Here is a 25,746-nt window from a genome sequence, read left to right on the forward strand (position 1 = left end):
CCTGCCTATTGGCGCGAAAGTGACTTACAAAAATATATTAGCGATCGCTTAAAAGAACGTGGATTTCAAACTCAATTGGAAGTTTCTGCCAATGGTGGCAGGGCTGATATTGTCACCAATTGGCATGGTGGTGCAATCATTGAGTGCAAAAAGTATCTTGATCGCAATACTATTTATCAAGCTGTAGGACAACTCAATCTTTACGGCTTGAACAATACACACAAGCTGATTGTCATGGGATTTCTCATACCTGATGCGCGTGAGCAATCATCAGCGCTCAAGACTGCCTCAATGGTTGAGCAAAATCCCCGTATACAAGTAGTTTTCGTCAATACTGAAGAAGAATGGTTGCCAGGAAGTAGAATTGCTCCCTCGGGGTTGGTGCAGTTCTTTTCATTGCCAAAACTTTTACGGACAAACCTCGATTTGGGTAACTGGCGATGGTGGTTTAGGGTTGCCAAAGCTAATCCAATGCTGATGGTTTTTGCAGTGGCTTTGGTTTCTCTAACGGCATCCCAAATGAAGCGAGAGTTTACCCAATGCCAACAAACTAATCATCTTTTGAGTTGTTTGTTTTCTCAACAGTCTTCTCTGCCTTAATCGAATCGGAATTATTTAAAAAATCAGTTTGAACTTAACTGTTGAGTTTGATTCTTCATTAAAACTCTATCCCTACCTGGATGCCTAAGCCAGGAAGTCACCCCCCTGACTCGGCTACAAAACCGTGCATGAAACGTTAATTTCACACGGCTCCGAGCGTGATTTGGTGTTTGTCAAACACACCTATAAATTCAGAATTAGAAGGGATGAAAGTTGAGATAATCCTCATCTATTTCTGGAATTGCAACAGCAAATTTATCTGCTGCCGTTTTAGCATCGTGGCAGTGTCCATGAAGTAACTGAAGGTTGTCGTATCTATCCTTACCGCCTTTTGAACGGGGGATTTTATGGTCAATTTCCACTTCTTCATGGTGAAAAAACAGTCCACAGTGAGTACACTTTCCTTTTTGCATCTTCAAAAGTGTTGCCACTCTTGTTGGCGCTTCAGGATGTTTACCCATTCTGGAACTCCAGTACACACAGTCCCCATCAAACGGGCTACGGCTTCCTTGCACCTGTATGTGTCTCACAATGCGAGTTTCACGGTGCTTGAGTAAGCGAATCTTCTGGTTATGGGGTTTAAATACCCAATTATCAGACCCTACAGTTTGCCAATACTTTTGGCAACTCCATCTGGAAGATTTATTAGGGTGACGATGTTCTGCCCATGCTTTTAGCTGGCTGAATAAAGTTGTATCAGCCTGGTTAAATATGCGTTTGCTGACGACACCTGAATAGTAGTTTGTCCATCCACGGATTGCTGGATTTGACTTTCTTGGTCATCATACTCAACAATTCCCACGGGGCAAATATCGTAGTGATGAAGATAAGCACGGGAGAAAGTTAGGTTTTGATACACTCATCACCCCATCAAAATTAAGGTTCTTGGCAACTTTTGGTGATCTTGGTTGGGGAAAGTTGCTGCACCTGTCGAGAGCGAGAAGAAGTTGAATGTGGGGGATGCGATACCGAAGGTCAGCGTCTTTGACGCTATCGCTGACCTAAGCCACATCCCTATCAATTCCCAAATCGACAATTGGAGGTTAAACCACAAGGGCGAATACGCCCAATATTTGGACAAAATCTTCCCTGTTACTCCAAAATCATCGAACCTGATTGGTGGATTTCAAGCAACAGTACATACAGCAGCAAAACAACAAAAATATGGTGATACTATTCTTGGAGAGAAAGAACCGACTACTTGGGCAAAACGATTGTCAGCCAATGGGTTGTCCCCGACATTACGTGCTGGGAGTGGGAATCGAACAGCAGCAAGACCGATACATTACGAACATGCGCGGGTGATAACGGTTCGTGAAGCCGCGAGATTACACAGTTTTCCTGATTGGTTCGCTTTTGGGGCAAGTAAGCTGGCTGCTCGCAAGGCGATCGGTAATAGTGTGCCACCTTTACTTGCTTATGCCATTGCTTCTCAGGTATGGGCGCATTTGGAAGAACAGCAAAATTCAACGATTGTTTTGCGATGTCCAGGGACAAGCTGCTTTGTGTTTACACATCTACTGGACTTAGCAACCCTTGAAGCGTCGGTTGATTTGCCTCAATGGAGCAACAACCAGAAAAACGAATCTGCGGGACTTCTGGGTTAGTTGATGGAGAAAATATCAAAGTCGGTAACGAGCGATCGCCTCCAAGTAATTTGCGGAGCGCAATTCATAAATTACGCCATTTTGTGCAAACCAGGGTTTGTAACATAGGTCTTATATTTTTGAGATCATTTCAGATTGGTATTTTGCTGAGATGGCGAAATACCAGAAGTGTTATTAAAGCTTACTCTTAAATAACGATCGCAAAACTAAAGCCAAACAATAAATAGTACAAAAATACTATAAAATAGTCACAGGATAACTTATCCCGGATTTCTCACAAGTTAGAAAAAAATATTGATATACTCAAGATTCAGACTAATCGAATTTATACACAAATAACTCGGACTTAAAAACCTAGATATTCCTCAATATTAATACTGAGAATAATAGATAATTAAATACTCTAAATACTGAAATAATAAAATAAAAAACCTCTAGAGATAAAATCTAGACACGGTAAAATTAGAATTGAATAAATCCAACTCTAAGTGTAAGTGTAAGTGTAAGTTAATAATTCAGGTTTAAATCAGGTCAAATCAACTAAAATCAAGTGAAATTAGGCAACATACTCAAATACTTGTAAGCAATTGCAAAAGTCTCTTGGTAAGGGCAAGCATTAGTAATCGCAATCAAAATTTCTCGGGTGCTAAAAGTGATAGTTGCACCTAACTTCAATAATTTTGTCCGAATAGTACCAATTTGGGCATTTCGTAGTTCTGTTTTAGCTAAACACTGTTCTCGTAAAGCGTTCATCAAAACATAGGCAATAGACGAAAACCACAAACGTAATTGATTACCAACGAATGTGTGGGTACTGGTTCTGTCACTTTTCAATTCTAGTTTTTGTTCCTTGAAACGATTCTCCATATCACCTCGCGGACAATATTTTTGGGTGTAAAGTCGTCCTGGCGGCACTAATTTAGTAGGTAGTGAAGTCACAACAAAGCGAGTATTTGCCCCTTGCTCACCATATTCAATTTTTGAAACCACACGACGATTACGACTCCAAGAGTCTAATGTTTTATAGTCAAGTGAACAATACCAAACTGATTCATCAACTAATGCTGTGGCTTGCTTTTTCAACTCTTGATCAGGAATAAATAAAGTTTCAAAAAAACTGACTAAGGTTTGAAGTTTTTGTGAATATTCTTCAGCAGCTCGGTTTTTGGTCGATTGAGATAGTTGTAATAACCTATTGTTCGGTGCTAACCCAAACACATAATCTACACCTACTTGGGATTCGCACCATGCCATAATTTCTTCTCTGGAATACGCACTATCTCCGCGCACCAGAATTTTCACCTTACCCCAACATGAGCGTATTTGTTTAATTACCCTTTGTAATTCGGACAATGCTCCTTCTGCTGGGTCTACATTAGAAGCACGCAATTTTGCTGCTAATAAATGTTTACCGCAAAAAATATAGAGGGGCGCATAACAATATCCTCCATAATAAGGGTTAAAGAACGCTTCTTCTTGATTTCCATGTACGAGGTCGTCGGTAACGTCCAAATCCAAAATTATCTGTCTTGGTGGTTTTTAATAGGATTCCAAAAATATTTCAACCAACAAATTTTCTATTGCTTCTGCCTGATGTTCAATGCGATGATACCGACTATCGGCTCTATTTGAAACTGTTTCTGGGCAGTGTTCGATACGATTTAAGGTACTTTTTCCAGCTAGAGTCGCTGCTTCATTCTCTAGACCAATTACTTTTCCCACTGACAACCCAAACATTAAGTCGTGCCTTAACTGTTCATGGTCATTTATGTCTTCGTACCCCATGATTAAGCCATATACTCTCTGTGCAATTAAACTATCCACAGGATGCTTAATCCTTTTTGCTTCTCGGTAATCTTTAAAACATTTCGCTAACCGAGATGTTATTCCTCTTTTCCGGTCTAGTTCTGCAATTAAGCTTATTCCTGCATCCGATGTTACATTCTCACCCTTGAAATTAACTAGAACCGAGTATGAATCTACTTTTTCAAATTGGAATTGTTCCGGTATACAATCTGTGAATACTGGGGTCATGTTCAAAACTGCTGAAATTCTTTCCTAATCTACATTTTCACAGTTTTTGACCCCTCTTCTTTTAGCCTTTGTGAGAAATCCAGGTACAGCCAGTCATAAATAGGAATTCAATGAAGGAAGCGTAGTATTTGTAATGGCGATCGCTCTTAAAACCCTCGATTATTTTATCCCTCTCCTCCAAAGAAAAAGGATTGATATCCGTATCCTCCGATTCCCCCTTGGGAACCCGAATATCGGCAGCCATCCCCACAAACGGATTATTGGTAATTAGTTGAGATTTCACAGCCCAATTGCAACAGGCATTTATTTGCGTCAAAATACGTTTTGCAGAATTGGCCGTTTTATTCGCCACCAACCAGTCTCTAATTGCAACTGCATCGTCAATAGACTTCTTTGGCAGGTACAAATTAAGACAACGGTCAACTTTCTGATAATCCTTTGCCAGGGTACTTGGAGAAGCATTTGGTCGCTTAAATTCTACATATTTCTCCCACAACTGGGGAAGGGTTGGTTGGGATTTTTGCGATGGTGTACCTGCTTGAGCCTTACGGACAGAACCTTCGGGGCTGTACTTGCTTAAATCCTTGGGGTCAAACCGCTCGCACAAAATATCTTTTTCGATTTCTGAGGCTTTGAGTTGGGCTAGCTTCCAATGTTGTGGTGTGTCAGGATAGCCCGTGGAAATATAATGACGCTTGCCAGCAAAATGGAAGCGCAGCTGAATGCGTCCATTGGAAAGGATGGTTGTGACAGAACCCTTGGAAGCCCTGCCAGTTGGGGTTTTCGTTTTCATGGGGGTATCTGGTGTAATCTACATTCTAGTCTACACAAGGATTACACCATCTTTACACCATTTTTTTCGCTAAATCGACCTAAACATACCCAATAATTTGATTACAGCTTTTTTTACTAAACCTCCAAAACCCTTGCTCTGTGGGAGAAATGTAAATTTTGTAGTAATGCCAGGAACCAGACTTGAACTGGTGACACGAGGATTTTCAGTCCTAATAAAAAGCTTTGTATATCAGTACTTTGAAGTTGAATTTAGACATTTTACACCCAATTTACACCCATCTATTCCTTATGCGTGAAGAACAAAGGAATAATTTTATGATTAAAATACCAAACTCTAAGAAAAGTAAATAATACTATAGCGATCGCGCTTGTAAATATGCTCAAGTGAACATTGTCATTACTCTGGTCGCTGGCGTCTTTACTAACTAGACGGTACAGGGGGGAACTTCTCGCCTTGGCATACCTCACCTTCCTGAGCGTCTGAATATACAGTTACTGGGTATCGTGTGACCAACGCCATCAACCCTAATAACCCTTCTATACTGAAGATAGCCAAAGAATTTTGTTTATGGTTTATGTAGTATTGCAGTTCGGTAATCGAACGCAGTTTTGGTTGGTTTAATTGGTGTCATCGCTTGGATAAAGACTACGAATTTCTACCACAAATCCATGAAGTATTTGTACAAGTTGCAATGATTAGGTTAGTGCTGAGAAGACTCGCTTAATTGAATTGTTTAATACTTTCCAAACATCCTCTAACATGGCTAAGAATGACAATAATAGCGGATGAATATGTTCTTCAACAATTTTTAGGCACCTTAGTTATATGTTCTCTGCTACTAAATAGGCAAGTCTATAAACAATATTTTGAATTTTAACTTACTAATTTTAGTTTTATGACTAAGACCAATTCAGAAATTATCGCTCTATTAAAACAAGCATCTTATGGTTTGTTATTTACCAGCGAATCTGAGTATCCATTTTTGGTGTTTCTTTGGTCAGGTATCGCACCTGTAACACCAGAAAAAGTTGTGCAACAGACAGATCATTCCCCAGATACACCTGTCAAAGTAATAGCAGTTGATGATTTCTTTCAGGTGGCGACAAAACAAGAAGATTGGCATAGCCCTTCTGAGCAAGAAACTGTGAAAAAATTCCAGAATCTAGTGCAGGTAATTAAAACCAATCTCAGTAACCCACAAGTGTATCGCCTCGGTAGCAAAGAAGCTGATGTTTATATTCTTGGAACCACGCCATCAGCTGACTTAGCAGGGCTTTCCACTAAAATTGTAGAAACTTGAGTCGTTCACGGATCTACCTTACTTTCAATGACTTCTTGAATATTTGGGGAAACCGAGGAGAGAAAATCATAGCCTGTAAGTTTCTCTAATTCATCAACGCTGACTTTATAAGCTCTCCAGTCATTATTAATTTCTTGTTCATTCGGTATATTAACCGCGATAACACGAGTATTAGCGGTAATACCATTAATCCCAGAACCTGGGGTATCTAGTACGACAACAATCTTCCAAGTCGATTGAGGAACTGTGACCTTACCCTTGAGGGGTTCGCCAAGACTGCCACTAGGCCCGGCGATAATGTAAAGTTCTTTGCCAAGGCTTACCAGTTCTCGACAATAATCTTCTAAATTCCCCCAAGTGTTGCGATTATTATCGGCGCTCTGGGGCATCATGTTAGTCATGAGGAAAGTTGAGGAATTATCTTCTTTGGTCTTGGTGCGGTCTGCCGAAGGGACAATGTGACCTCGGTCATAACCTGAACCAGAGTACATAGAAGGAGTTACCCGCTCCCAACCCGTAGGCAACGTGTTGTCAGGGCGAAAGTTATCTTGGCGCTCTGCGTTTCCTAGCCATGAGGAGTTAAGCTGCCAGCTTGCCCAATTCGCAGTCCCTTTGCTGCGGTTGATTGAGAGTGCATACTGATTTTTTACCATCAGGTAATTGTCAGGTGTAATGCTCGTTGGCGTTGCGCTGCTGGGATTTCCCAGGAGTAAATGCACGCTTATTGATGGGGAAAGTTCAGTGTTAGGTGGGATTTGGGATTGGGCAGGCGAACACCCAACCATCAGCACTAAGAATGCTACACCTAAAAAATGACGGATTTTCATAAATTGCTGCACCCAATGAGATTTATTGCACTTGAGTTAGTTGATTGTATGTCCTGAGTTCTACTTAGTTTTGGTTGAGCAATTTCTTCACAGTGTTTAATTCCTACTACATCCTGATCTGGACATAATACAACACTAGCTCCTTTTAAATCCTCGAGGTAATTGGGATAGCCGTAGCGTCTCCATGCACCTGATCCGCCAATAGAACAAGTAGCAGGAATCCCCATCTTTATTAGAGAGTCTACTTTGCCTTCTCCCTCAACTTTGAGAATAGGTTTCCCATCAGCGATCGCATCTTGATTTATAGCTTCATGAATTCGGTAGAGATGAATCTTTGCTTTAGCTTCATCAGTCAGTTTTGCTTCCCATTCTTTGCCGTTCCAATGATATTGAGCAAATTTTTTCTGTCCATCACCTGAATCTGTACGCACTACTTTAACTAGCTTGTCGCCTTGAGCATCCGGATAATAAAATTCCTTTCTCGAGTTAGCACGGATGGGTTTAGATAGCTCTTCTGCTTTGGTACTAGCACTAGGATAATAAGACTTTTTGTTTGACGGTTCTTCTATTATCGGAAAGTACTGCCCCCACAATCCATCATCTGTTGCTCCTCGATAGATATAACCAGAAATAGCAGCATCCTTATCTATGTATGTGTGGCACAAAACGACATCATCATTCCATCGGCAATCTTGATCCTTGGTGCGCTCACATATAGGGCATGGCTTTCGGTGGCTAGAGTAGATTAATTGAGATTTTGACATCAGCTACCCTTCCTGTACTTTTGCTTATTGGAAGGCAGCGATCGCAAGTAATTTTCTATTGCCTTTTGATGTACTGCTGGAGCATTATGATTAGCTACCCAGTCCAGTATCAACGGCAAATTATAGAGAATAGAACGAGAATTTATCCTTTGCCAATGAATTCCCTCAAGCCAAACGCCGGATAGCCGATATTTCTTAAAGGTCGAGTTTGAAAGCCCTGTGGTTTGGCTGAGAGTTCTTTTTGAACAGAATTGTATTTCCATAAGTATTTTTCAATTCTTATGGACACTATTGTTTGACAGCAACTGCTTCAATGTAAAGGATGTGAAAACTGTTAAGTTTTCGTAACAAAAGCTCGGGATAAGTAGTCAGGTGGAAATAACCTCAAATACAGCACTCCTATGGCCATAACCCAGCCTTCAGATAAAGCGGCTTGTACCCCCTCTGCTTAACCCGAACTCACGTTGTATAAACTGTTAAGCTTTACAATCCTTCCATTTCTGCCGGAGAGTACCCTCAGTAATTACGCCCTCAACACAATAGTGAGATTTTCGCCTATGACTCTTGAGTGCTGGATCACGAACACTTTTAATCCTTAAGCGAGCCATAGCATCAATATTATTTGAATTAATATCTAAGTATGTTTTGATTTTTTGTACTCCACGATCTGCAAGTTCATAGGCTATAGCGATCACACGGTCATACCAGATAGCCTTTGCTGCATTTTTGTCAACTAATTTCCAAAACTTCTTTTCTTCTTCTATCTCTTTCTCTCCCTCAGGAAACTTATCTTTGTGCATTTTCCGTTTGAGCTTATCAATTTGATCAATTTCCCAACCCTTATATTCATAAGAACTCAAAAGATAACGGCTAAACTCTCCCTCTATGTCTCCTCTCACCATTTCGCACAGCAAATCTGTATTAGATGTAAAAGGATAACCCCAATTTTTATCTAAATTTAGTGTGATTAATCTGCTGTTATCGCAGATTAAATGCCAAAGATTTTTGTATAAGTCAGCTTCTAGCCACTTATATTCGTATGCCCACTTATCAATTTCACCTTTCTCAAGTAATGGTAAAAGAGGATCATCAACCTCACCTTTAGTTGACAAAAAGCATTTAGCAATATTGACACAGGCATCCTTGTATCCCACCCAAGCTTGTAGAACTCCGCAACCAATATTCTTTCCTCCATCTAGCAATTGTGCATCTGGTAATGCAGATATAAAGAATGCTATTTTCTCCTCTTCAGTTCCATGAGGTAATCCAACTGATTGATAGCCATATTCTGCGTTAGAAACCAGGTAATCTCCTCTTCTTCTCGTAGATAAGTACTTTATATAACAATGTCTGCCGCGAATCTGGTATTGTTCTGGTTCGCTGGATTGGTCTGTCATTATTGAACTCCTCCTTTAAGAAAGTTCGGGTGGCCTAAGGTTCGTAAAGTTAGTAGCGCCATAGTGATTGTCAATCATTTTGGCTGATGTTCCAGTCCATCGACCGATCGCGGTACTATTAATATGTGCTTCCACACATAAGCTGATAAAGGTATGTCGTGTCTGGTAGCTTTTACGATAAGGGACATTACACTTAGTTAAGATTGACTTCCATGCACGGTTAGCAAAGTTGTGATGGTCAATAAATTTTCCTTTCGGACTTATAAACACTAGAGATTCAGGGTTATTGCCCTCATGTCTAATCTCATCTAAAATTGCTTGCACTTCTGAATTAATCGGAAAATCCCGTTTTCTTTGGGTTTTTAGTCCATCTTTCAGGACTAAGCCATCTTCTGAGACAACAACAGATTCCCGAAACTGAATCACACTATTAGTAATGTGCTTCCATTTCAAGCCAACTGCTTCTGATGGTCTACATCCAGTAAAGAAAAGGAAGCGCACATAGTTGGTGTAATGACTATAGTGGCGATCGCTAGCGAAAGTACGAATAATTAAATCTCTCTCTTCCTTGGTGAAAGGATTAACGTCCTGTTCCTCGGAAGTACCCTTAGGGACTTTGATTTTCATAGTGGCAAAAGGGTTAGTGTCGATTAATCCCTCATCCATTGCCCAATTACAGCAAGCTTTCAGTTGGGTTAAGCAGCGCTTTGCTGCATCTGGAGTGAGATTTGATAACAGATGATCTCGAATAGCAGATGCCTCATCTAGCGATCGCGTAGGTAACTTAGCAATGTGATTTCGATGCTTAGTAAAGTCTTTGGCGAAAGTACTCGGACTAACTTGCGGTTTCTTAAACTCGCTATACTTGTCCCAAAGTTCATCTAATTGAGGTTGGGACTTTCTAATGGGTGTAATGGGTGTAACCGTGCTTAAAGCCGATTGAGGTTGGTACTTGTTCAGAGATAGGTCTAATCGTTCGCAGAGTATATCTTTCTCTATCTCGGATGCCTTCATCTCTGCCAATTTGCGGTTAGCGGGAGTATCAGCTAAACCCGTAGAGATGTAATAACGCTTGCCCTGATATCTAAACCGTAACTGCAACCGTTCGTGAGAGTTAATGATTGATACAGAACCCTTAGATGCTCGTCCTGTAGGGGTTTTGGAGAACATAGGTTTAAAAGGTGTAATTACTCCTCTACTCTAACTCTTTTACACCCAATTTACACCCAATTTGTATCTAAAGGTATCCAAAAATGTCCAAAATTGACATAAATAGTAGAACATTTGTTCTCCATTTTCAGAGATAAGAAAGCAAAAAACCCTTGAAATTCAATGATTTCAAGGGTTTTTTCAAATGCCAGGAACCAGACTTGAACTGGTGACACGAGGATTTTCAGTCCTCTGCTCTACCGACTGAGCTATCCCGGCGGGGACGTTTTCTTTGCCACGATTACTAAATTTAGCAAAGTTATCAGGATTGCGCAAGGGGATGAGGAAAAAATTTTTTATGCTGCTTTCCCAATCAACTTGAGGCAGATGAACACAGCTATAAATAGGAGAAACTGAACTAGAACAATACTAGGGCCAGAGGCTAAGTTAAACAAACCGGAAACCATCATGCCAACAAAGCTGCTACTAGAACCGATAATCACTGAGAGAATTAGAAAACGGGTAAAATGATGACTAATTAATTTGGCGGTGGCGGCGGGAATGACTAAAAAGGCGTTGACTAGTAAAACGCCGACAGCCTTAATGGCAACAGCTACAGCTAGTGACAGCAATACTACAAACCCATAGCGATACAATTGAACGGGGATACCTTGTACCTGCGCTACGTCTGCATTCAGGGTCAATAAAATTTGTTGTCTTAGGGTTGATAGTAAGAATAGGCTACTACTAAGCAACACCAGCAGCGTCAAGATTAAATCTGTATTGTCAATGGCGAGAATATCCCCAAACAGTACTCCCATCAAGTTACCGCGATAACCTTGAATGAGGCTGGCAAGAATAATGCCGATCGCTAAAGCTCCGGAGAGTACTATACTAAGTACGCTATCACTAGCTAAATCTGTTTTGTCAATCAAGTAAAGGACAATTACACCAAAAACTAAGCTAAATGGCAGCAACATCCATGTAGGATTTAACTGTAGCAGTACGCCTAAGGCTACACCCACTAGGGCTGCATGACCTACAGCATGGCTAAAAAAAGACAACTGGCGTAAGGTGACAAAACAGCCTAATAAACCGCCAAGTATTCCCATTAATACAGCACCTGCGATCGCGCGCTGCATAAAGGGAAATTCTAATAACTTCAGTAAATCTTGAACGTTAACGACAGCTAACTCAATTATCTGGCAATCAGTGAATAAATTCATGTGTAAGCTTTTTAACTGATTAGCCTTTTATTTATCACAAATTGTTAGATAATTTTCTCTTAGATTAACTAGCCCAACCAAAAGAAATTAAAATTTGCACAGGCATAAAGTACGTTACAACCCGTTAAAGTATCCTACTAAAAGCCGGAAGTCCCTGTATCTGATGCTTGTTTAGGGTGATAACTGCCCTGGTAGGTCGCTTATTTTACCCTGTTGGACATAACGCTCAAGGGCGCGAACGCTCACGCCTAGATAATCTGCGGCTTCTTGCTTGTTCATAAATCTCGCCAAATATCGACAGTCGCAAAAATACTATCAGATTGTTGGCGAGTTTTATTAGGCGTACTCTAGTTTTTGTCAAACATTATAAAAATTCAATTTACAAAATGAAAATGCTTGCATGTCGTAAAATGCAAGAATAGAAGTAGTCAAAAAGTTGAATTAATCAAGTTCAGATATGGTATAAATGGCACATTAGCCTCGTGCAGCAAAGCCGTACAATAGATTTTTTTACGATTATTCTAATAATTTTTATTAGGTAAATAATTAGTAATTAAATAACAATTAATTATGTCATTTGTCAATACAATTAACATCTTTTAACAAATAGCTAATTGTATAATATATAATATATTACGTTATATTACTATCAATACTTAATTAAGTATAAAATTAATTATACCTTTATTAATCTAGTGGATATTTAAGAAGTATTAGTTATGATGCTAGTACTAATTCAATAACTTAACTTTCAGTTATTTATAATATTTTCAATTAAAATCTTTTTTGTATTAAATAGTACATTACCTTATTGTTTGTGCCAATTATATAAGTGGCATTCTCAGCTATTTCCTGCTAATACACTTACTGATAAATTACTTGCAAATGCGTTTAAGCGCAATTTAACTAGTTAAGTAAGAAAGGATGCATATGCCTACTTCATATCAGGACCCCAGTGAAGATCGTTACGGTACAGAAGGCAATGACACTATCACATACTCAGGTACAGTATATGGTCTTGGTGGTAATGACACCATCAATGGTGGATCTAGTTCTAGTATAGACGATCTCCATGGTGGAGATGGTAATGACTGGCTCTATGGTGGAGATTATATAGACTTCCTCTATGGTGACAATGGTAATGACTTGCTCTTTGGTGGAGATCGTGCGGACATCCTCGACGGTGGTACAGGTGCAGATACAATGTTTGGTGGTGCTGGTCATGACTCTTTCTTGGTTGATAATGTAGGTGATGTTGTCAGAGAAAATGCCAATGAAGGTATAGATACAGTTTCTTCAACCATCAACTACATCTTGACAGCTAATGTTGAAGAACTGTATCTGTCTGGTGCTGCGATCATCGGTATAGGTAATGCCAGCGATAACAGTATCACAGGTAACAACAGCAATAACATCCTCTACGGTGACTATGGTGATGACACCCTCGACGGTGGTACAGGTGCAGATGCAATGTTTGGTGGTGCTGGTGATGACCTGTTCTATGTTGATGATGTAGGTGATGTTGTCAGCGAAAATGCCAATGAAGGTACAGATACAGTTTATTCAACCACCCACTACACCTTGGCAGCTAATGTTGAAAACCTCACCCTGACTGGTACTGCTGCGATCGCCGGTACAGGTAACGCCAGCGATAACAGTATCACAGGGAACAGCAGCAGTAACATCCTCAACGGTGGTAAAGGTGCAGATACAATGTTTGGTGGTGCTGGTGATGACTTTTTCTATGTTGACAATGTAGGTGATGTTGTCAAAGAAAATGCCAATGAAGGTACAGATACAGTTTATTCAACCACCAACTACACCTTGGCAGCTAATGTTGAAAACCTCACCCTGACTGGTACTACTGCGATCTACGGTACAGGTAACGCCAGCGATAACAGTATCACAGGAAACAGCAACCATAACATCCTCGACGGTGACTATGGTGATGACACCCTCAACGGTGGTACAGGTGCAGATATAATGCTTGGTGGTGCTGGTAATGACCTTTTCTATGTTGATAATGTAGGTGATGATGTCAGAGAAAATGCCAATGAAGGTATAGATACAGTTTCTTCAAGCATCAACTACACCTTGACAACTAATTTTGAAAACCTCACCCTGACTGGTACTACTGCAATCTACGGTACAGGTAACGCCAGCGATAACAGTATCACAGGGAACAGCAGCAATAACATCCTCAATGGTGACTATGGTAATGATTCTTTATTTGGAGGAAATGGTAATGATTCTTTATTAGGGGGTAATGGTAGTGATATTTTGTATGGTTCTAGCTCCTACATTAATCAAGAAAAAGATACTTTAAATGGAGGATCTGGTTCCGATATTTTTGTTATAGGTGATCAAAACGGCAACTTTTATGAAGGATCTGGTTATGCAATAATAACAGATTACAATTTTCAGGATGATACAATTCAAGTGAGACCTGGCAGTATTATTGTTTTAGGCAGAAATAGTAATATTGGTGGAGGTCTTGCGAATGATGTAATTATATATGAGTACGATTCAGGTTCTCTAGATAGACTAGCAGTAGTTTATGATACTAATGCTGTTCGCTTTGTATAATAACTTTCTTCAGTTACTTTCAGGGAGAGCGATTGCTAGAAAGCTGATAAGACAATTAATACAAGCTATATTTTTAGAGAAAAATTGGTCTTGTATTTGTTATTAAAAAATAATTGCACAATCACTTGCTATACAAAAGCTCTAGAATTTAGAAAGAGCAAAACCTTTCGGATAGTGACAGAACAAGGTTAACGCTGATTCTACTTTGCTGGACTTAACGCTCAAGGGTGCGAACGCTAACACCTAAACAATTTGCAGCTTCTTGCTTGTTTATAAAGGAAGCCAAATATCGAAACTCGCCAAGATGGTATAAAATGCTTGGCTAGTTTTGGCGTTTATCTATAGCTTTAAATGTTGCTTTTCATACTTCCCAGTTTTGACAAGCAAGTAAGCAAAAAGTAAGCAAAAATTTCTCCGTAGTGCTGGAATTAAGTACTACTTAATATTTAGCTAATTTATTTTTGAATAGTTCATTAGCTTCAGTATAGCAATCATAAATGATTTATGAGAAAACACGTAAATATTTAAGCGTGATTTATAAAACTTGTTTTTAGTCTATATATTATGCAAAGTATATAATTTTAACCTCAAACTTCAATTAATACGAGTATTTGAAAAGACATTAGCATGTTCAGTGTTTTCTCACGTATGATTCCGGATTGCTATATAAGTTTTGAATTGCTTAATGATGATGTTGGTAACGGCTAAAACCAGGCCCATAGGTTGCTAATAAGTTTTGTGGTGAAAGCGCTATTTCTGGGTTACCAGTACATACAACGGTTTGGTTAAGACAAAGAACGCGATCGCAATGGTGGCTTACCATATCAATATCATGGGAAACCTGCAATATTGTCCACCCTTCCTGCTGCTTTAACTCGTTTAACAACTGATAAAAATCAGCTGCACCTTGCATATCTACCCCTGCAAAGGCTTCGTCTAATACCAAAAGTTTCCTTGGTGTAACCAAACAGTAAGCTAATAATACTCGCTTAAGTTGACCACCACTAAGAATACCAATAGCTTGATTTCTTAAATGATAAGCGTCACATCTGACTAAAGCTTGCTCTACGGCTAGTGATTTTTCCCTGTCTTGTCTAAATAAGTTTTTCCAGAAATAACTTCTAGATTGGTTTTTATTAGTCATTTTCTCCCATCCTAGCCCCACTAGTTCTTTAACTGAAATGGGAAAACTACGGTCAAAAATAAAATTTTGGGGCATATAACCCAATAAATGACGTAAATTACCTAAGTTTTTCACTTTTCTGCCAAATATTTCAATTTTGCCGCTATTGTGAGGAATTAATTCTAAAATAGCTTTGACTAAAGTACTTTTACCTGCACCATTCGGCCCTACTATAGCTGTATCTGTTCCTGGCAATAATTCAAAAGAAACATCTCGTAGTGCTAGGTAATTGCCTTGATATACGGTTAATCCTTCGACTTTTAAAATCGGTAAATTCATTTTTAGCTCATTAATCATATTAGTTATTTAATTTAATTTCTTGGTTGTTAGAAATCTTGACCGTGACAATTGATAATTGCTAAATATGGATGCACAAGCAATTAGGCGAACCTGATAAATAAGCAATAGATAATTTTTATCATCTATTGCTTATTGACTTTTACATCTTAATAATTAGCTATTACCAGCTACTTGCAAGCGGCTTCCAATGTTTGCAAATTTGCTTTCATCGCTTGGAAATAATGCTGCGGATCTGTTTCACCATTTTCCAAGGAATCTAATGTTTGCAAATTTAATTTCAAATCTTGGGAGAGACTCTTGAGCAATTTGTTATCTGTTCCTGGTTCAGTAAATAAAGCTTTTACTTGATATTTCTTCACCGCGTTGACTGCATTTTGCACATCTGTAGGTGAGAGTTGATCTTCAGGAATTTCGACTACAGCAACTTGCTTGAGTTTATAACGTTGAGCTAGGTAGGGATAAGCATCATGAAAGGTGACAAAGGTGCAGTTAGGATATTTCTGCAAAGTCTGCTGAAATTCGCTATTTAATTGATCTAATTTTTGAATATAAGCTGCACTATTAGCTTCATAGGTAGCTTTATTTTGCGGATCGGCTGTTATCAATCCGTCACGAATATTGATTACCTGTTGTTTCGCCATTACAGGATCGAGCCAAATGTGCGGATTACCACTAGTATGTTCGTGATCGTGGTCTTTTTCTTCTTTACTAGTTTTGACAATTGGTGAAATTTCTTTCACTGGTTTAATACCTTTACTAGTATCGATTTCCGTGAGTTTGGGATTTTGGGCATTTTTGACTGTTTCTTCGAGAAATTCTTCCAAACCCAAACCGTTTTTTACCAGTATATTCGCAGTTGCGATCGCTTTCACATTTTCTGGTTTTGCTTGATACTCGTGTACCTCCGTACCCGGCGGTACTAAAATTTCTACTTCTGCTACATCCCCAGCTACTGCTTTTGTAAACCAATAAATCGGTAAAAATGTCGTTACTATTTTGGTTTTTTTCGCCGATGGTTGTTCTTGAGATACTGCTTTTTTATCTGTGGGCGATTGGTTACAACCAAAAATTGATAATATCAGCAGTGCAATTACAGGCAGAATACCACTTCTTCTCCTGCCTTTTTTCGGTTCTATACCAGTGCGAACCACAGTTTTTTCCCCTCCAGATTTGTCTGGCGCTGTCTTCGTCAAACATTTTTTGACAATGATTGACAATGATATCCATTATGAATTCTATATTATAATAATTCTCATTCTCATGCAATTATTGTATGTGTGTAATTTGATCAATGATGATTTCCTGACTGAATCTTCTTCAAAAAAAAGCTTGGCTCCTGATAAGATATCTGAGAATAGTTATTAATAAGTCTGGTTTAAAGGCTGGGTAGTATAGAGAGTTACTCTCATTAGGTGTGAGGATAAAAGATGCGTAAATTATGGAAGTCGCTGCTGACTAGTTCCGCAGTTAGCAGTGCAATGCTGTTTTTAACCACAGCAGCAATTGCCGGAGAAATTAGTCAAACAATTGTTGCAGCTGATGGGGAACAAGAAACTGAGAATACTACGCAACAACAGGTAATGTCTCAGGTTACCTCAGTATCTCAACTATCAGATGTACAGCCTACAGATTGGGCGTTTCAAGCATTGCAATCGTTGGTAGAGCGTTATGGCTGTATTGCAGGTTATCCCAGTGGAACATTCCGGGGTAACCGCGCCATGACAAGATATGAATTTGCAGCTGGGTTGAATGCTTGTCTTAACCGTGTTAACGAACTGATTGCAACTGCAACAGCTGACTTAGTTACCAAAGAAGATTTAGCCACACTGCAAAGATTACAAGAAAGTTTCGCAGCAGAATTGGCGACATTACGGGGACGAGTCGATGGTTTAGAAGCGAAAACAGCAGAGTTAGAAGCTAATCAATTTTCCACCACAACCAAACTGCAAGGTGAAGTTGTCGCTGTCATAAGCGATGTTTTCTCAGGTAGTCAAGTTAACGGTGGCGAAATCACAGACAAGAATACCACGCTTGGAGCAAGGGCAAGGGTTGAATTAGTCACCAGTTTCACGGGTAAAGATACATTATTCACCAGAATCCAAATGAATAATATCCTTAGCCCTAATATTGGCACACCAGAAGGTAACTTATTCTTTGCTGGCGAAGATGGTACCAATGAAACATTTGTGGATGCACTATATTATCAATTCCCGGTTGGTGAAAAACTTCAGGTAATTGCTATTGCCAATGCTGGAGCAGCAGATGATCTGACAGATACTGTAAACCTGTTTGATGGGGATGGTGGATTTGGCGCTTTATCTACCTTTGGGACACGCAACCCGATTTATTATCAGATGGATGGTGCTGGTTTAGGCGTCAATTATGATTTTAGCGACAAATTGGCGCTGAGTTTGGGATATTTGGCTAATTCCAATAACGATCCTAGTGCGGGGAATGGTTTGTTTAATGGTGGGTATGGTGCTTTAGCACAGCTTACCTTTAAACCAAGCGATCGCCTAAAAGTTGCCTTTACTTACATTAATGCTTACAATCAGGAATTAGCTACAGGTAGCAACAGAGCTAATGTAGGCTCATTTTTAGGTGACATTGTTCAAGATATAACCGGAAGTGAAGAAGCTACTTCTATACCTACTTCTAGTAATTCCTACGGTATCCAAGCATCCTTTGCAATTAGCGAGAAATTTGTCCTTGGTGGTTGGGTAGGATACAGTAACGTTCGGAGCTTATCCAGCGCTGATGGCTTAGTTGATACTGGCGATGTTGACATTTGGAATTATGCTGTTACTCTTGGCTTCCCCGACTTAGGTAAACCAGGTAACTTAGCGGGTATTATCTTAGGTATGGAACCAAAAGTTACCAGTTCCAGCATTAGCCAACTTCCTAAAGACCAAGATACTTCCTATCACATTGAAGCATTCTATCAGTACAAATTAAGTGACAATATCACCATTACACCAGGAGTGATTTGGTTAACAGCACCAGATCACAACGAAAACAATGATAATGTTGTCATTGGTGCTTTAAGAACTACATTTAGTTTTTAAGTACAGTCAACAGTCGATAGACTAATACCAATCCGCGTTCTAATACGTAATTAAGATTTTGGTAGGGGTGGGGTTTCCCCCATTGGTGTCAACTTAACGCAAAACCCATTTACCGCAAGGAACTGAAGTTCCTTGCTAATAGCCAAAGTCATCGTCAGATTCCTAAATATTCTCAAAATCTTGAGTCTACTTCAGTAGACTTGGGCTATTAGCCTGAGAATTAATTCTCAGGCGGGCGACAAAGCTAAGACAGAGGCGATTTTTAGCTTAAGTTAACACCTATGGGTTTCCCCACCCTTGTATGGGTTTCAATGTTACGTTTTAGATTGCAGTTTAGTATAAAAATGACCTTATAAAATAAAACCCAGCCACAAAGGCTGGGTTTGTTTTGTTACCCCAAATTACCGTTGTTTATCTTTTAATCTCAAGGCTTCATCTCACCTCATGTGTCTGTTGCTATTAAAAAGTTTAGACAGAGCTTGATTTCGCCCGTTTCTTATGTATAGGATGACATATAAAGCTAAGAATTGTGTAGAGTAAAGCAATATTTTTAACCGAAAAAATATTTTATTGCAGTGACTCTAAAGATAGAATTAAGCGCTTATTGAAAAACAGTTTTCCATGTATAAGTATTCAATTTTATTCAGTATTTATATGTAGATAAATCAATAAAGCGTATTCATTTATTTTGCATTTAACTAATATTTCAGTAAAATCTAGTAGGACTAAAACTTCTCAGCAAAACTCGATATATATCATCTAGTTAATTTAACTGAGATAGCAGAAAAAATTTGCGGAAAATACTGATAGTGGATGATGCAATCAGCCTTAGTAGGCAGTTGATTATTTTCCGTATCTGTTGTATTGCGGTAGTTAGAGCAATAGTCTGTGATAGCTACTCCAGTAAGCAGACGCTACAGCAACTAATAAAAATAGTATCGTTAGCAGCAAGTTAATATTATCGCTCAATATCAGTCAAAAAAAATGACCAGCCTCCCACAGCTGGTCTCTCAAATATTTTCCGCGTTGTCTTCTCAATAGAGTTAAAACCAAGTTGCGCGTTCCCAAAATATGACGGGCAACTTTTCTTAACAATATTGTAGCAGTCAACACAGTTTTTTCGTAAAAATTTACAAAAAAAAGATACTCGCTTTAATTTCCTACCTCTATCTGGCAGCATAATTTAGTACATTTTGATCGAGATGATACAAAAATAACTAGACCAATGACCAATGACCAATGACCAATGACCAATGACCAATGACCAATGACTATTGACTATTCTGTGGTTTACCCCAAAGAATGCGCTCTTGTTTGTAAATAGCAATTCCTGGTTTAGCACCTTTAGGTTTGTAAACGTACTTGGGCTGTGTATAGACTACTGGTACTTGGTCGCTTTGACGAGCGCGGCTGTAGTAAGCTGCTAAGTTAGCGGTAAATTGTAAATCAGTTTCTTCAGCAACAGCACCGGGTTCTAGGCGCAGTAATACATGACTACCAGGAATTTCTTGGGCGTGGAACCATAAATCATAATCCCCAGCTACTCTAAAGGTTAATTGGTCATTTTGACGATTATTACGACCGATTAAGATTTCAAAACCATTGGGGGTGCGGTAACGATGAAAATTGCTTTTGGTTTCATTGTTAGTGCGATCGCGGTATTCTGGATCTTCGAGATACTTTTGTCCAATAAGTTCGTCGCGGATTTCTTCTAGAGCTTGTAAGTCTTCTGCTATCTGATATTTGTCGATTTGGGCGATCGCATCTTCTACTTGTTCTAAATATTCAATTTCGCTATTTACTTCTGCTAGTAGGGGTTCTACAGCCGCCCGCGCCCGTTTGAGCTTTTGATGTTGCTTATATAAGCCTTGGGCATTTTGTACAGCATTTTTATCTGGTTGTAAAGCGATCGCAATTGGCGCACTTGTTTCAAAATCTGGGAGCATAATTTCTTTCATCCCTGGTTCCCAGTTTTGCAGATGCGCCATTAATAAATCGGCTTTTTGACGATATTCATCAGCGCGATCCGATTGCTGTAAGCGATCGCTAAAAGTGTTGGCTTTTAGGCGTAATTTTGCTAAAATATTAATCAGCTTTTGACTGAGTTGATGGCGCAGTTGAGCAAATAATTGTTCGTTTAGGCGATCGCTATAATAACGGTTAAGTAACTCTTGGATATCCTTAGCTGGTTCCACTCCACCCCAACCCATGACAGTATAGCCATTCGCAATCCAAGCAGGGTGAAACTTCTCCTCTTTTAAAGCTTGTAACCATTCTTGCCATTGAGCAAATAATTCTTGCCAATTTTGTGCAGTTAAGTCATCAGTATTGGCTTCTGGTGCTAAATTTGCCGCTCGCACCATTGATTCTACTAATGATGCACTCAAACCACTATAACTTTTAAGTAACTGACGCTTAATCGCACCGGGGACTAAACTCACTCGCTCTTGCCAACGTTGTAGCGGTTCGCTGATACTGGGAACTGGGCCTGTAAGTTTGGGTGGTGTTTCGTAAACTTGTCCGGTGAGAATGGGACGGACGCTAGATTGTTGTTGACTAACTTGATGGGCGGCAGTGATAATTAAGTTACTGGCATCGGTAAGAATGACATTGCTGTATTTGCCCATAATTTCCACGTAAACGTGATATAAAGGGCTTTCTCCTGGACGACGGGCAAATTGTAAATCTACCACACGTTCCCAAGGCGCGATCGCTTCAATGGCGATTAAAGCCAAACCACCCAACTGATGTATGAGTTGTTGACTAAAAGTAAAAGTATCCGGCGTGCGCGGTGGGGGACTACCAATACACAGGCGTGCGGCTTGGGGATGCCAAGATATCTCTAGCCAACCCCGTTGTTTTAAGGTACGTAATGCTATGGAAATTGTATAGCGATCGCGCTGAAAAACCTGTTCCATCCGGGATGGTAGCCAGTGAGCGCGGAGTTCGCTACAAGCAGCTGAGAGAGTCGTATAGTCTACTGGTTGCACGATAATTAGCTATTGGCCTTCAAACGTCGATCCTCAGTATTGTAAAGCTTGATTGTTGATGTAGTCCAAATAAACTAAAAGTCACAGTCACATCTCTATTCTTTTAGATTAAGTTGTTAGCGATCGATCTGAAAAATTGATAAATTAAATAATATCTTCAGATTTTCCTCATAATTATTCTTTACTATTAACTTTAAGTTAGTTGGGAAACAGTTGGAAAACAGGGTAGGAAGTAATACGGTTGGGCTAAAAAAATTGTCAAACTGGGCAAGAGAATTAATAAAGATGTAGAAGATTTGGCTTAAGTATTGCCCGTCAACAATATATATTTGATTAACCGAACCGTACTCCAGATATCAGGGAATAATTTGGCTGACGATTGTTCTTCCTTTCTACATCACAAACAATGTCTATGGTGTTTAGATACTCAAAATTGGAACTTTTCTATGTCCAAAAAGCGTATTCTCTTGATTGATGATGAAAAATCTCTAGCCACAGTCATTCAAGCTTGTCTGGAAAACTTAGCAGATTGGACAGTACTTAAAGCCGAATCTGGTAAGGAAGGTTTAATCAAAGCTCAAACGGAAAAGCTGAATGCTATTTTGCTGGATGTTATGATGCCCGATGTAGATGGATTTACCGTCTTACAAGAGCTGAAAAAAAATCCACTGACTCAAGCTATTCCTGTCATGTTAATTACTGCTAAAGTCGAACCTACAAAGCATAACCAATATGACGAGTTAGGCATTGCCGGGGTAATTAGTAAACCTTTTGACCCCTTAAAATTAGCCGACCAAGTAGCATGTATTTTAGGCTGGAATTAACTGAATTTTTGGTTGCATAATTCAAGCTATCAACAAGGATTAATTGCGATTTCTAGTAATGCTGTGCTTAATTTCTAATTACCTAATTAGAAAAGGTTTTATACCAATTTGACGCGAAGGGCGACAGATATATTTATATAAGCGAGATTTCCCAGACAATTCCCAAACTAAAATCCATTGATAAAGTGACACTCCACGCCAGCATATTCCATAGTCAGGCGACATAATGCTTTTTGTAAAGAGAGTGATTCTGGTAAGTTGTTGGCGAGACTTTTCATGGAATGCAAAATGGTATTAGACATTTCTCATTGGTGGTTTATTTATACACAGACTTTACTAGTTTTATGAAAACTAAATTTATTTGTTGATGAGACTTGATACATAAAATTACCTTCAGAAAAAGAAATTTCCAAAGTAACAGATTTCACCAACTAGTATTAAGTAGAGACACAACATTTATGGAAGCACAAAATTTTCTGGCATTTTCTATCTACGAAGATGATGTATTTAATGTAGATAATGCAATTTTTCAAGCTTATTTACAAGCTTTTTTTCGACATCAGGCTTATATTTATAAATTATACAATACGGGTAAAATCACTGAATTACAAACCATTGAAAGAATTAATACAGCTTGGAAGAAGTTAGCAAAGATACAAACCAAACTCAAATGTCAAATAAAATTGCCACAATATGATGTGCGAGAGAAGTTTATGTTCGTTAACACCAATGATTTTTGCTTGTATGCACAAGATTCAGTCAGTATGTGGAATTAATACATAACTGAATGAATGTGAAATCGCCAGGATACTTAGCTCCCCGACTTCTTCAAGAATTCGGGGAGCTAAAAATTGTAGGATACTGTATAAGTTTCCCACAAGCTCTAAGAGTAGCCATCACTACCAAAATATTCCCGATGACTACAAATCTTGTCTCCACGTACTTCAAAAAAGACAGCTACCCGATTTTTATAAGGTTGTCCTAATAATAGCCCTTCATCTCTAAATTCAAAGACAACTGTTGTTTGATTACTAGTAATTCTATCTAAAGAAGTTAACTTTATCCCATCAGTAAAAACAGCAGAAACATATTGAAAAAACTCTTTAGCTCGCTCTTTTCCTTGATTCCAGCCTTGAAATTTACCGATGGGAAACCAAAAGGTAAAGTCTTCTGTCAGCATATCGAAAAAACCTTGCCATTGGGCAGTTGCTAAACCATGCTGAAAATGCACAAATGCTTGCTGGGCAATTTTTAACGTATGTTCTGAATCTGGTGTCATTTTGAGTTTATGTAAAATAACGATAAAGTTAGATTTAGTATAACTGTATTTTTGCTGGATACTAAGCAGCTTAATTCTAAATATCATTAACTAAAGTCACTAAATATAACTAATATTCCGTAAAATTACTGCATTAAAAATAAAGTTTAGATGAAGAAATTAATAAAAGCAGAGAAACCCACAGTATTTTCCGGTTACCTGTATTAAACTGGTGACAAATCATATCAGCATTTTGTTTGACAACTACCAAATCTATGGAAAGCATCGCCAAATTTTGAGAACTCAAGTTTGAGAGGCAAAGATAAGAATATGCGAAATTTTGGAACTCATCCTAAGAATCGTTTGTATACCAATCTGAACAGTTACCTGTTGTATTTGGGTTATGTTCTATGGGGGCGATTTCAGCAAGAGAGAAAAGATATTGAGTTATTTGAAAAGGCGCTATGCGAACGGTTTGGGGCTAAACATGCTATTTGCGTATATCAATGTCGAGTGGGGATATATCTTGCTATTAAAGCTTTAATTAAGCCGGGACAAGAAGTGATTTTGTCTCCTTATACGATCGCGGATGTAGTCAATATGGTGATTTTTGCGGGAGGGCGTCCGGTATTTGCAGATGTGGAACGTCAAAGTTGCAATATCTCACCTGGGGAAGTAGAAAAGCTGATTAATCAGAATACAGGTGCAGTATTAATTACTCATTTACATGGACTTGTGGCTGAAGCGCACCGGATTAAGGAAATTTGCGATCGCTTTCACATCCCCATAATTGAAGATTGCGCTCAGTCTTTCGGCGCTTACGAACAAGGTAAAGCAGTCGCTACAATTGGCGATGTGGGTGTCTTCAGCTTTGAAATGCATAAGAATTTAACTACCTGGCTGGGAGGCGCAGTAATTACAAACCGCACAGATCTAGTAGAAAAATTTCGCACGGAAATCGAGAGTTTTATCTATCCTCCATTACCGCGAGTTACAGGTAAAGTTAAGTCAGGATTAATCCAAGATATTGCCAGCTTACCTGGAATTTTTCAGCTATTTACCTACCCCATACTTCGATATAGCTATCTGAAACAGATTAAAGTTGTCAACGAAGCAGTTCGCAGAAAACCCCAAGAAAGCCAACCAGCAACACATTTACCTGATGTATATAAGTCACGGTACACCACATTTCAAGCTCGCCTGGGATTATCACAGCTTAAACATATCAATCGTGATATTAAGAAGAGGATTGATAATGCCCTAATTTATTATGAAGGATTAAAAGATATTGATGAGTTAATTTTACCGCCTCTGCGGACTGATGGCTCCCATACTTATCTGTGGTTTCCAGTGCAATATTCTCGTCGGGATGAATTGTTGCGGTTTATGTACAATCGTCATCGAGATATAGCTGCTGGTCATTTTACCAGCACTGCTGATGCACCTCAATATCAAGAGTTTTATAGAGATTGTCCCAACTCAAAAAAAGTTGAGCAAGAATTATTGTATTTGCCTACCTATCCTCGCTATCCTCAAAGAGAAATTGAGAAAAACATTCAGGTAATTAGAGAATATTTTAATCAAAAAGTGTAGGTTGGGTTGAGGAACGAAACCCAACATTTATCGTACATTCAAGGGATAAGGAACTTCCAAATAAAAAATATTCCAATCATTAACTTACCAAACCCGCAACTCGTAGGGGCGGGGTTACCCCCATACGTGTCAACTTAACGCGAAACCCTTGCCAATAAGTGATGAGAGAATTTAATCGCTTACCAATCACGAAAAGCGTTACCCCACCCCGGCTTTGCTGACGCAAAACCTCCCCTCCCCGTAAACG

At 39.1% G+C, this 25,746-nt stretch carries 23 protein-coding genes, 1 tRNA gene and 1 pseudogene; 9 read left to right on the forward strand and 16 right to left on the reverse strand.

The window, feature by feature from the left end; translation table 11 throughout:
- On the forward strand, positions 1 to 600 hold a 600-nt coding region (locus AACW45_RS13330; protein ID WP_190633097.1), incomplete at its 5' end, for a hypothetical protein.
- 197 nt (positions 601 to 797) lie between these two features.
- Here AACW45_RS13330 and AACW45_RS13335 read toward each other — a convergent pair.
- Together AACW45_RS13335 and AACW45_RS13340 are read right to left on the reverse strand one after the other, a co-directional pair.
- Entirely contained in the window at positions 798 to 1,358 is a 561-nt protein-coding gene (locus AACW45_RS13335) for an HNH endonuclease (protein ID WP_313933778.1), read from the reverse strand.
- Positions 1,274 to 1,459, reverse strand: a complete 186-nt coding sequence (locus AACW45_RS13340) for a hypothetical protein (protein ID WP_313933776.1) — start codon at positions 1,457 to 1,459, stop codon at positions 1,274 to 1,276. The genes AACW45_RS13335 and AACW45_RS13340 overlap by 85 nt, the downstream gene beginning before the upstream one ends.
- A 214-nt stretch (positions 1,460 to 1,673) precedes the next feature.
- On the opposite strand from AACW45_RS13340, the gene AACW45_RS13345 reads away from it, so the two are divergent.
- Complete coding sequence (locus AACW45_RS13345) at positions 1,674 to 2,207, forward strand: DNA cytosine methyltransferase (protein WP_242046839.1); 534 nt, start codon at positions 1,674 to 1,676, stop codon at positions 2,205 to 2,207.
- 546 nt (positions 2,208 to 2,753) lie between these two features.
- Here the strand turns inward: AACW45_RS13345 and AACW45_RS13350 are convergent.
- A pseudogene (locus tag AACW45_RS13350) lies at positions 2,754 to 4,241 on the reverse strand (IS1380 family transposase).
- Positions 4,242 to 4,302: 61 nt separating this feature from the next.
- Entirely contained in the window at positions 4,303 to 5,034 is a 732-nt protein-coding gene (locus AACW45_RS13355; RefSeq protein WP_190633098.1) for an Arm DNA-binding domain-containing protein, read from the reverse strand.
- 598 nt (positions 5,035 to 5,632) lie between these two features.
- On the opposite strand from AACW45_RS13355, the gene AACW45_RS13360 reads away from it, so the two are divergent.
- Together AACW45_RS13360 and AACW45_RS13365 are read left to right on the forward strand one after the other, a co-directional pair.
- Positions 5,633 to 5,761: a transposase gene (locus AACW45_RS13360; RefSeq protein ID WP_190633179.1), complete on the forward strand. Its 129-nt coding sequence runs from the start codon at positions 5,633 to 5,635 to the stop codon at positions 5,759 to 5,761.
- Between the two features lie 171 nt (positions 5,762 to 5,932).
- Positions 5,933 to 6,337 carry a nuclease A inhibitor family protein gene (locus AACW45_RS13365; protein ID WP_190633099.1) on the forward strand — a complete coding sequence of 135 codons (405 nt, stop codon included), beginning with the start codon at positions 5,933 to 5,935 and terminating at the stop codon, positions 6,335 to 6,337.
- A gap of 5 nt (positions 6,338 to 6,342) precedes the next feature.
- Here the strand turns inward: AACW45_RS13365 and AACW45_RS13370 are convergent, their stop codons facing one another.
- From AACW45_RS13370 to AACW45_RS13400, 7 genes are all read right to left on the reverse strand, one after another.
- Positions 6,343 to 7,164, reverse strand: coding sequence for a DNA/RNA non-specific endonuclease (locus AACW45_RS13370; protein ID WP_190633100.1), 822 nt, complete (start codon positions 7,162 to 7,164; stop codon positions 6,343 to 6,345).
- Entirely contained in the window at positions 7,161 to 7,928 is a 768-nt protein-coding gene (locus tag AACW45_RS13375; RefSeq protein WP_190633101.1) for a hypothetical protein, read from the reverse strand. Before AACW45_RS13375 ends, AACW45_RS13370 begins: the two co-directional genes overlap by 4 nt.
- Positions 7,928 to 8,191 (reverse strand): excisionase family protein, encoded by a 264-nt coding sequence (gene xisR / locus AACW45_RS13380; protein WP_190633102.1) that lies wholly within the window; start codon positions 8,189 to 8,191, stop codon positions 7,928 to 7,930. The genes AACW45_RS13375 and xisR overlap by 1 nt, the downstream gene beginning before the upstream one ends.
- Positions 8,192 to 8,404: 213 nt before the next feature.
- Positions 8,405 to 9,325 (reverse strand): hypothetical protein, encoded by a 921-nt coding sequence (locus AACW45_RS13385; protein ID WP_190633103.1) that lies wholly within the window; start codon positions 9,323 to 9,325, stop codon positions 8,405 to 8,407.
- 15 nt (positions 9,326 to 9,340) lie between these two features.
- The gene (locus tag AACW45_RS13390; protein WP_190633104.1) at positions 9,341 to 10,495 is read right to left on the reverse strand and encodes a site-specific integrase; all 1,155 of its coding nucleotides are present in this window, start codon (positions 10,493 to 10,495) and stop codon (positions 9,341 to 9,343) included.
- Between the two features lie 185 nt (positions 10,496 to 10,680).
- A tRNA-Phe gene (locus AACW45_RS13395) sits at positions 10,681 to 10,753 on the reverse strand.
- 77 nt (positions 10,754 to 10,830) lie between these two features.
- On the reverse strand, positions 10,831 to 11,700 hold the full coding sequence (locus AACW45_RS13400) for a metal ABC transporter permease (protein WP_190633105.1): 870 nt from the start codon (positions 11,698 to 11,700) through the stop codon (positions 10,831 to 10,833).
- A gap of 930 nt (positions 11,701 to 12,630) precedes the next feature.
- On the opposite strand from AACW45_RS13400, the gene AACW45_RS13410 reads away from it, so the two are divergent.
- Complete coding sequence (locus tag AACW45_RS13410; RefSeq protein WP_190633106.1) at positions 12,631 to 14,286, forward strand: calcium-binding protein; 1,656 nt, start codon at positions 12,631 to 12,633, stop codon at positions 14,284 to 14,286.
- Positions 14,287 to 14,968: 682 nt separating this feature from the next.
- Here AACW45_RS13410 and AACW45_RS13415 read toward each other — a convergent pair.
- Positions 14,969 to 15,748: a metal ABC transporter ATP-binding protein gene (locus AACW45_RS13415; RefSeq protein WP_190633180.1), complete on the reverse strand. Its 780-nt coding sequence runs from the start codon at positions 15,746 to 15,748 to the stop codon at positions 14,969 to 14,971.
- Positions 15,749 to 15,936: 188 nt separating this feature from the next.
- On the reverse strand, positions 15,937 to 16,920 hold the full coding sequence (locus AACW45_RS13420) for a metal ABC transporter solute-binding protein, Zn/Mn family (protein WP_190633107.1): 984 nt from the start codon (positions 16,918 to 16,920) through the stop codon (positions 15,937 to 15,939).
- 276 nt (positions 16,921 to 17,196) lie between these two features.
- On the opposite strand from AACW45_RS13420, the gene AACW45_RS13425 reads away from it, so the two are divergent.
- Complete coding sequence (locus tag AACW45_RS13425; protein ID WP_190633108.1) at positions 17,197 to 18,834, forward strand: iron uptake porin; 1,638 nt, start codon at positions 17,197 to 17,199, stop codon at positions 18,832 to 18,834.
- 1,271 nt (positions 18,835 to 20,105) lie between these two features.
- Here the strand turns inward: AACW45_RS13425 and AACW45_RS13430 are convergent.
- A complete protein-coding gene (locus AACW45_RS13430) occupies positions 20,106 to 21,824 on the reverse strand; it encodes an Rqc2 family fibronectin-binding protein (protein ID WP_190633109.1) in 1,719 nt (572 codons plus the stop codon).
- Between the two features lie 446 nt (positions 21,825 to 22,270).
- Here AACW45_RS13430 and AACW45_RS13435 point away from each other — a divergent pair, with 446 nt between their 5' ends.
- Positions 22,271 to 22,648, forward strand: a complete 378-nt coding sequence (locus AACW45_RS13435; protein ID WP_096646975.1) for a response regulator — start codon at positions 22,271 to 22,273, stop codon at positions 22,646 to 22,648.
- Between the two features lie 167 nt (positions 22,649 to 22,815).
- Here the strand turns inward: AACW45_RS13435 and AACW45_RS13440 are convergent, their stop codons facing one another.
- Positions 22,816 to 22,950, reverse strand: a complete 135-nt coding sequence (locus AACW45_RS13440) for a hypothetical protein (RefSeq protein WP_277880386.1) — start codon at positions 22,948 to 22,950, stop codon at positions 22,816 to 22,818.
- Between the two features lie 156 nt (positions 22,951 to 23,106).
- Between AACW45_RS13440 and AACW45_RS13445 the strand changes: the two genes are divergently transcribed.
- Positions 23,107 to 23,424, forward strand: coding sequence for a DUF7219 family protein (locus tag AACW45_RS13445; RefSeq protein WP_190633110.1), 318 nt, complete (start codon positions 23,107 to 23,109; stop codon positions 23,422 to 23,424).
- A gap of 107 nt (positions 23,425 to 23,531) precedes the next feature.
- Here the strand turns inward: AACW45_RS13445 and AACW45_RS13450 are convergent, their stop codons facing one another.
- Positions 23,532 to 23,927 (reverse strand): nuclear transport factor 2 family protein, encoded by a 396-nt coding sequence (locus AACW45_RS13450; protein ID WP_190633111.1) that lies wholly within the window; start codon positions 23,925 to 23,927, stop codon positions 23,532 to 23,534.
- Positions 23,928 to 24,236: 309 nt separating this feature from the next.
- Here AACW45_RS13450 and AACW45_RS13455 point away from each other — a divergent pair, with 309 nt between their 5' ends.
- Complete coding sequence (locus AACW45_RS13455) at positions 24,237 to 25,499, forward strand: DegT/DnrJ/EryC1/StrS family aminotransferase (RefSeq protein WP_190633112.1); 1,263 nt, start codon at positions 24,237 to 24,239, stop codon at positions 25,497 to 25,499.
- Positions 25,500 to 25,746: the final 247 nt, after the last annotated feature.

Origin of the sequence: Calothrix sp. FACHB-168 (assembly GCF_963889195.1) — a bacterium.
GTDB lineage: Bacteria > Cyanobacteriota > Cyanobacteriia > Cyanobacteriales > Nostocaceae > Aulosira > Aulosira anomala_A.

Bases quoted from the DNA above. Each gene is read 5' to 3' on its own strand.
- AACW45_RS13355 (WP_190633098.1), bottom strand. From the start codon at position 5,034: ATGAAAACGAAAACCCCAACTGGCAGGGCTTCCAAGGGTTCTGTCACA.
- AACW45_RS13365 (WP_190633099.1), top strand. From the start codon at position 5,933: ATGACTAAGACCAATTCAGAAATTATCGCTCTATTAAAACAAGCATCT.
- AACW45_RS13370 (WP_190633100.1), bottom strand. From the start codon at position 7,164: ATGAAAATCCGTCATTTTTTAGGTGTAGCATTCTTAGTGCTGATGGTT.
- AACW45_RS13375 (WP_190633101.1), bottom strand. From the start codon at position 7,928: ATGTCAAAATCTCAATTAATCTACTCTAGCCACCGAAAGCCATGCCCT.
- xisR (WP_190633102.1), bottom strand. From the start codon at position 8,191: ATGGAAATACAATTCTGTTCAAAAAGAACTCTCAGCCAAACCACAGGG.
- AACW45_RS13385 (WP_190633103.1), bottom strand. From the start codon at position 9,325: ATGACAGACCAATCCAGCGAACCAGAACAATACCAGATTCGCGGCAGA.
- AACW45_RS13390 (WP_190633104.1), bottom strand. From the start codon at position 10,495: ATGTTCTCCAAAACCCCTACAGGACGAGCATCTAAGGGTTCTGTATCA.
- AACW45_RS13400 (WP_190633105.1), bottom strand. From the start codon at position 11,700: ATGAATTTATTCACTGATTGCCAGATAATTGAGTTAGCTGTCGTTAAC.
- AACW45_RS13410 (WP_190633106.1), top strand. From the start codon at position 12,631: ATGCCTACTTCATATCAGGACCCCAGTGAAGATCGTTACGGTACAGAA.
- AACW45_RS13415 (WP_190633180.1), bottom strand. From the start codon at position 15,748: ATGAATTTACCGATTTTAAAAGTCGAAGGATTAACCGTATATCAAGGC.
- AACW45_RS13425 (WP_190633108.1), top strand. From the start codon at position 17,197: ATGCGTAAATTATGGAAGTCGCTGCTGACTAGTTCCGCAGTTAGCAGT.
- AACW45_RS13435 (WP_096646975.1), top strand. From the start codon at position 22,271: ATGTCCAAAAAGCGTATTCTCTTGATTGATGATGAAAAATCTCTAGCC.
- AACW45_RS13440 (WP_277880386.1), bottom strand. From the start codon at position 22,950: ATGTCTAATACCATTTTGCATTCCATGAAAAGTCTCGCCAACAACTTA.
- AACW45_RS13445 (WP_190633110.1), top strand. From the start codon at position 23,107: ATGGAAGCACAAAATTTTCTGGCATTTTCTATCTACGAAGATGATGTA.
- AACW45_RS13450 (WP_190633111.1), bottom strand. From the start codon at position 23,927: ATGACACCAGATTCAGAACATACGTTAAAAATTGCCCAGCAAGCATTT.
- AACW45_RS13455 (WP_190633112.1), top strand. From the start codon at position 24,237: ATGCGAAATTTTGGAACTCATCCTAAGAATCGTTTGTATACCAATCTG.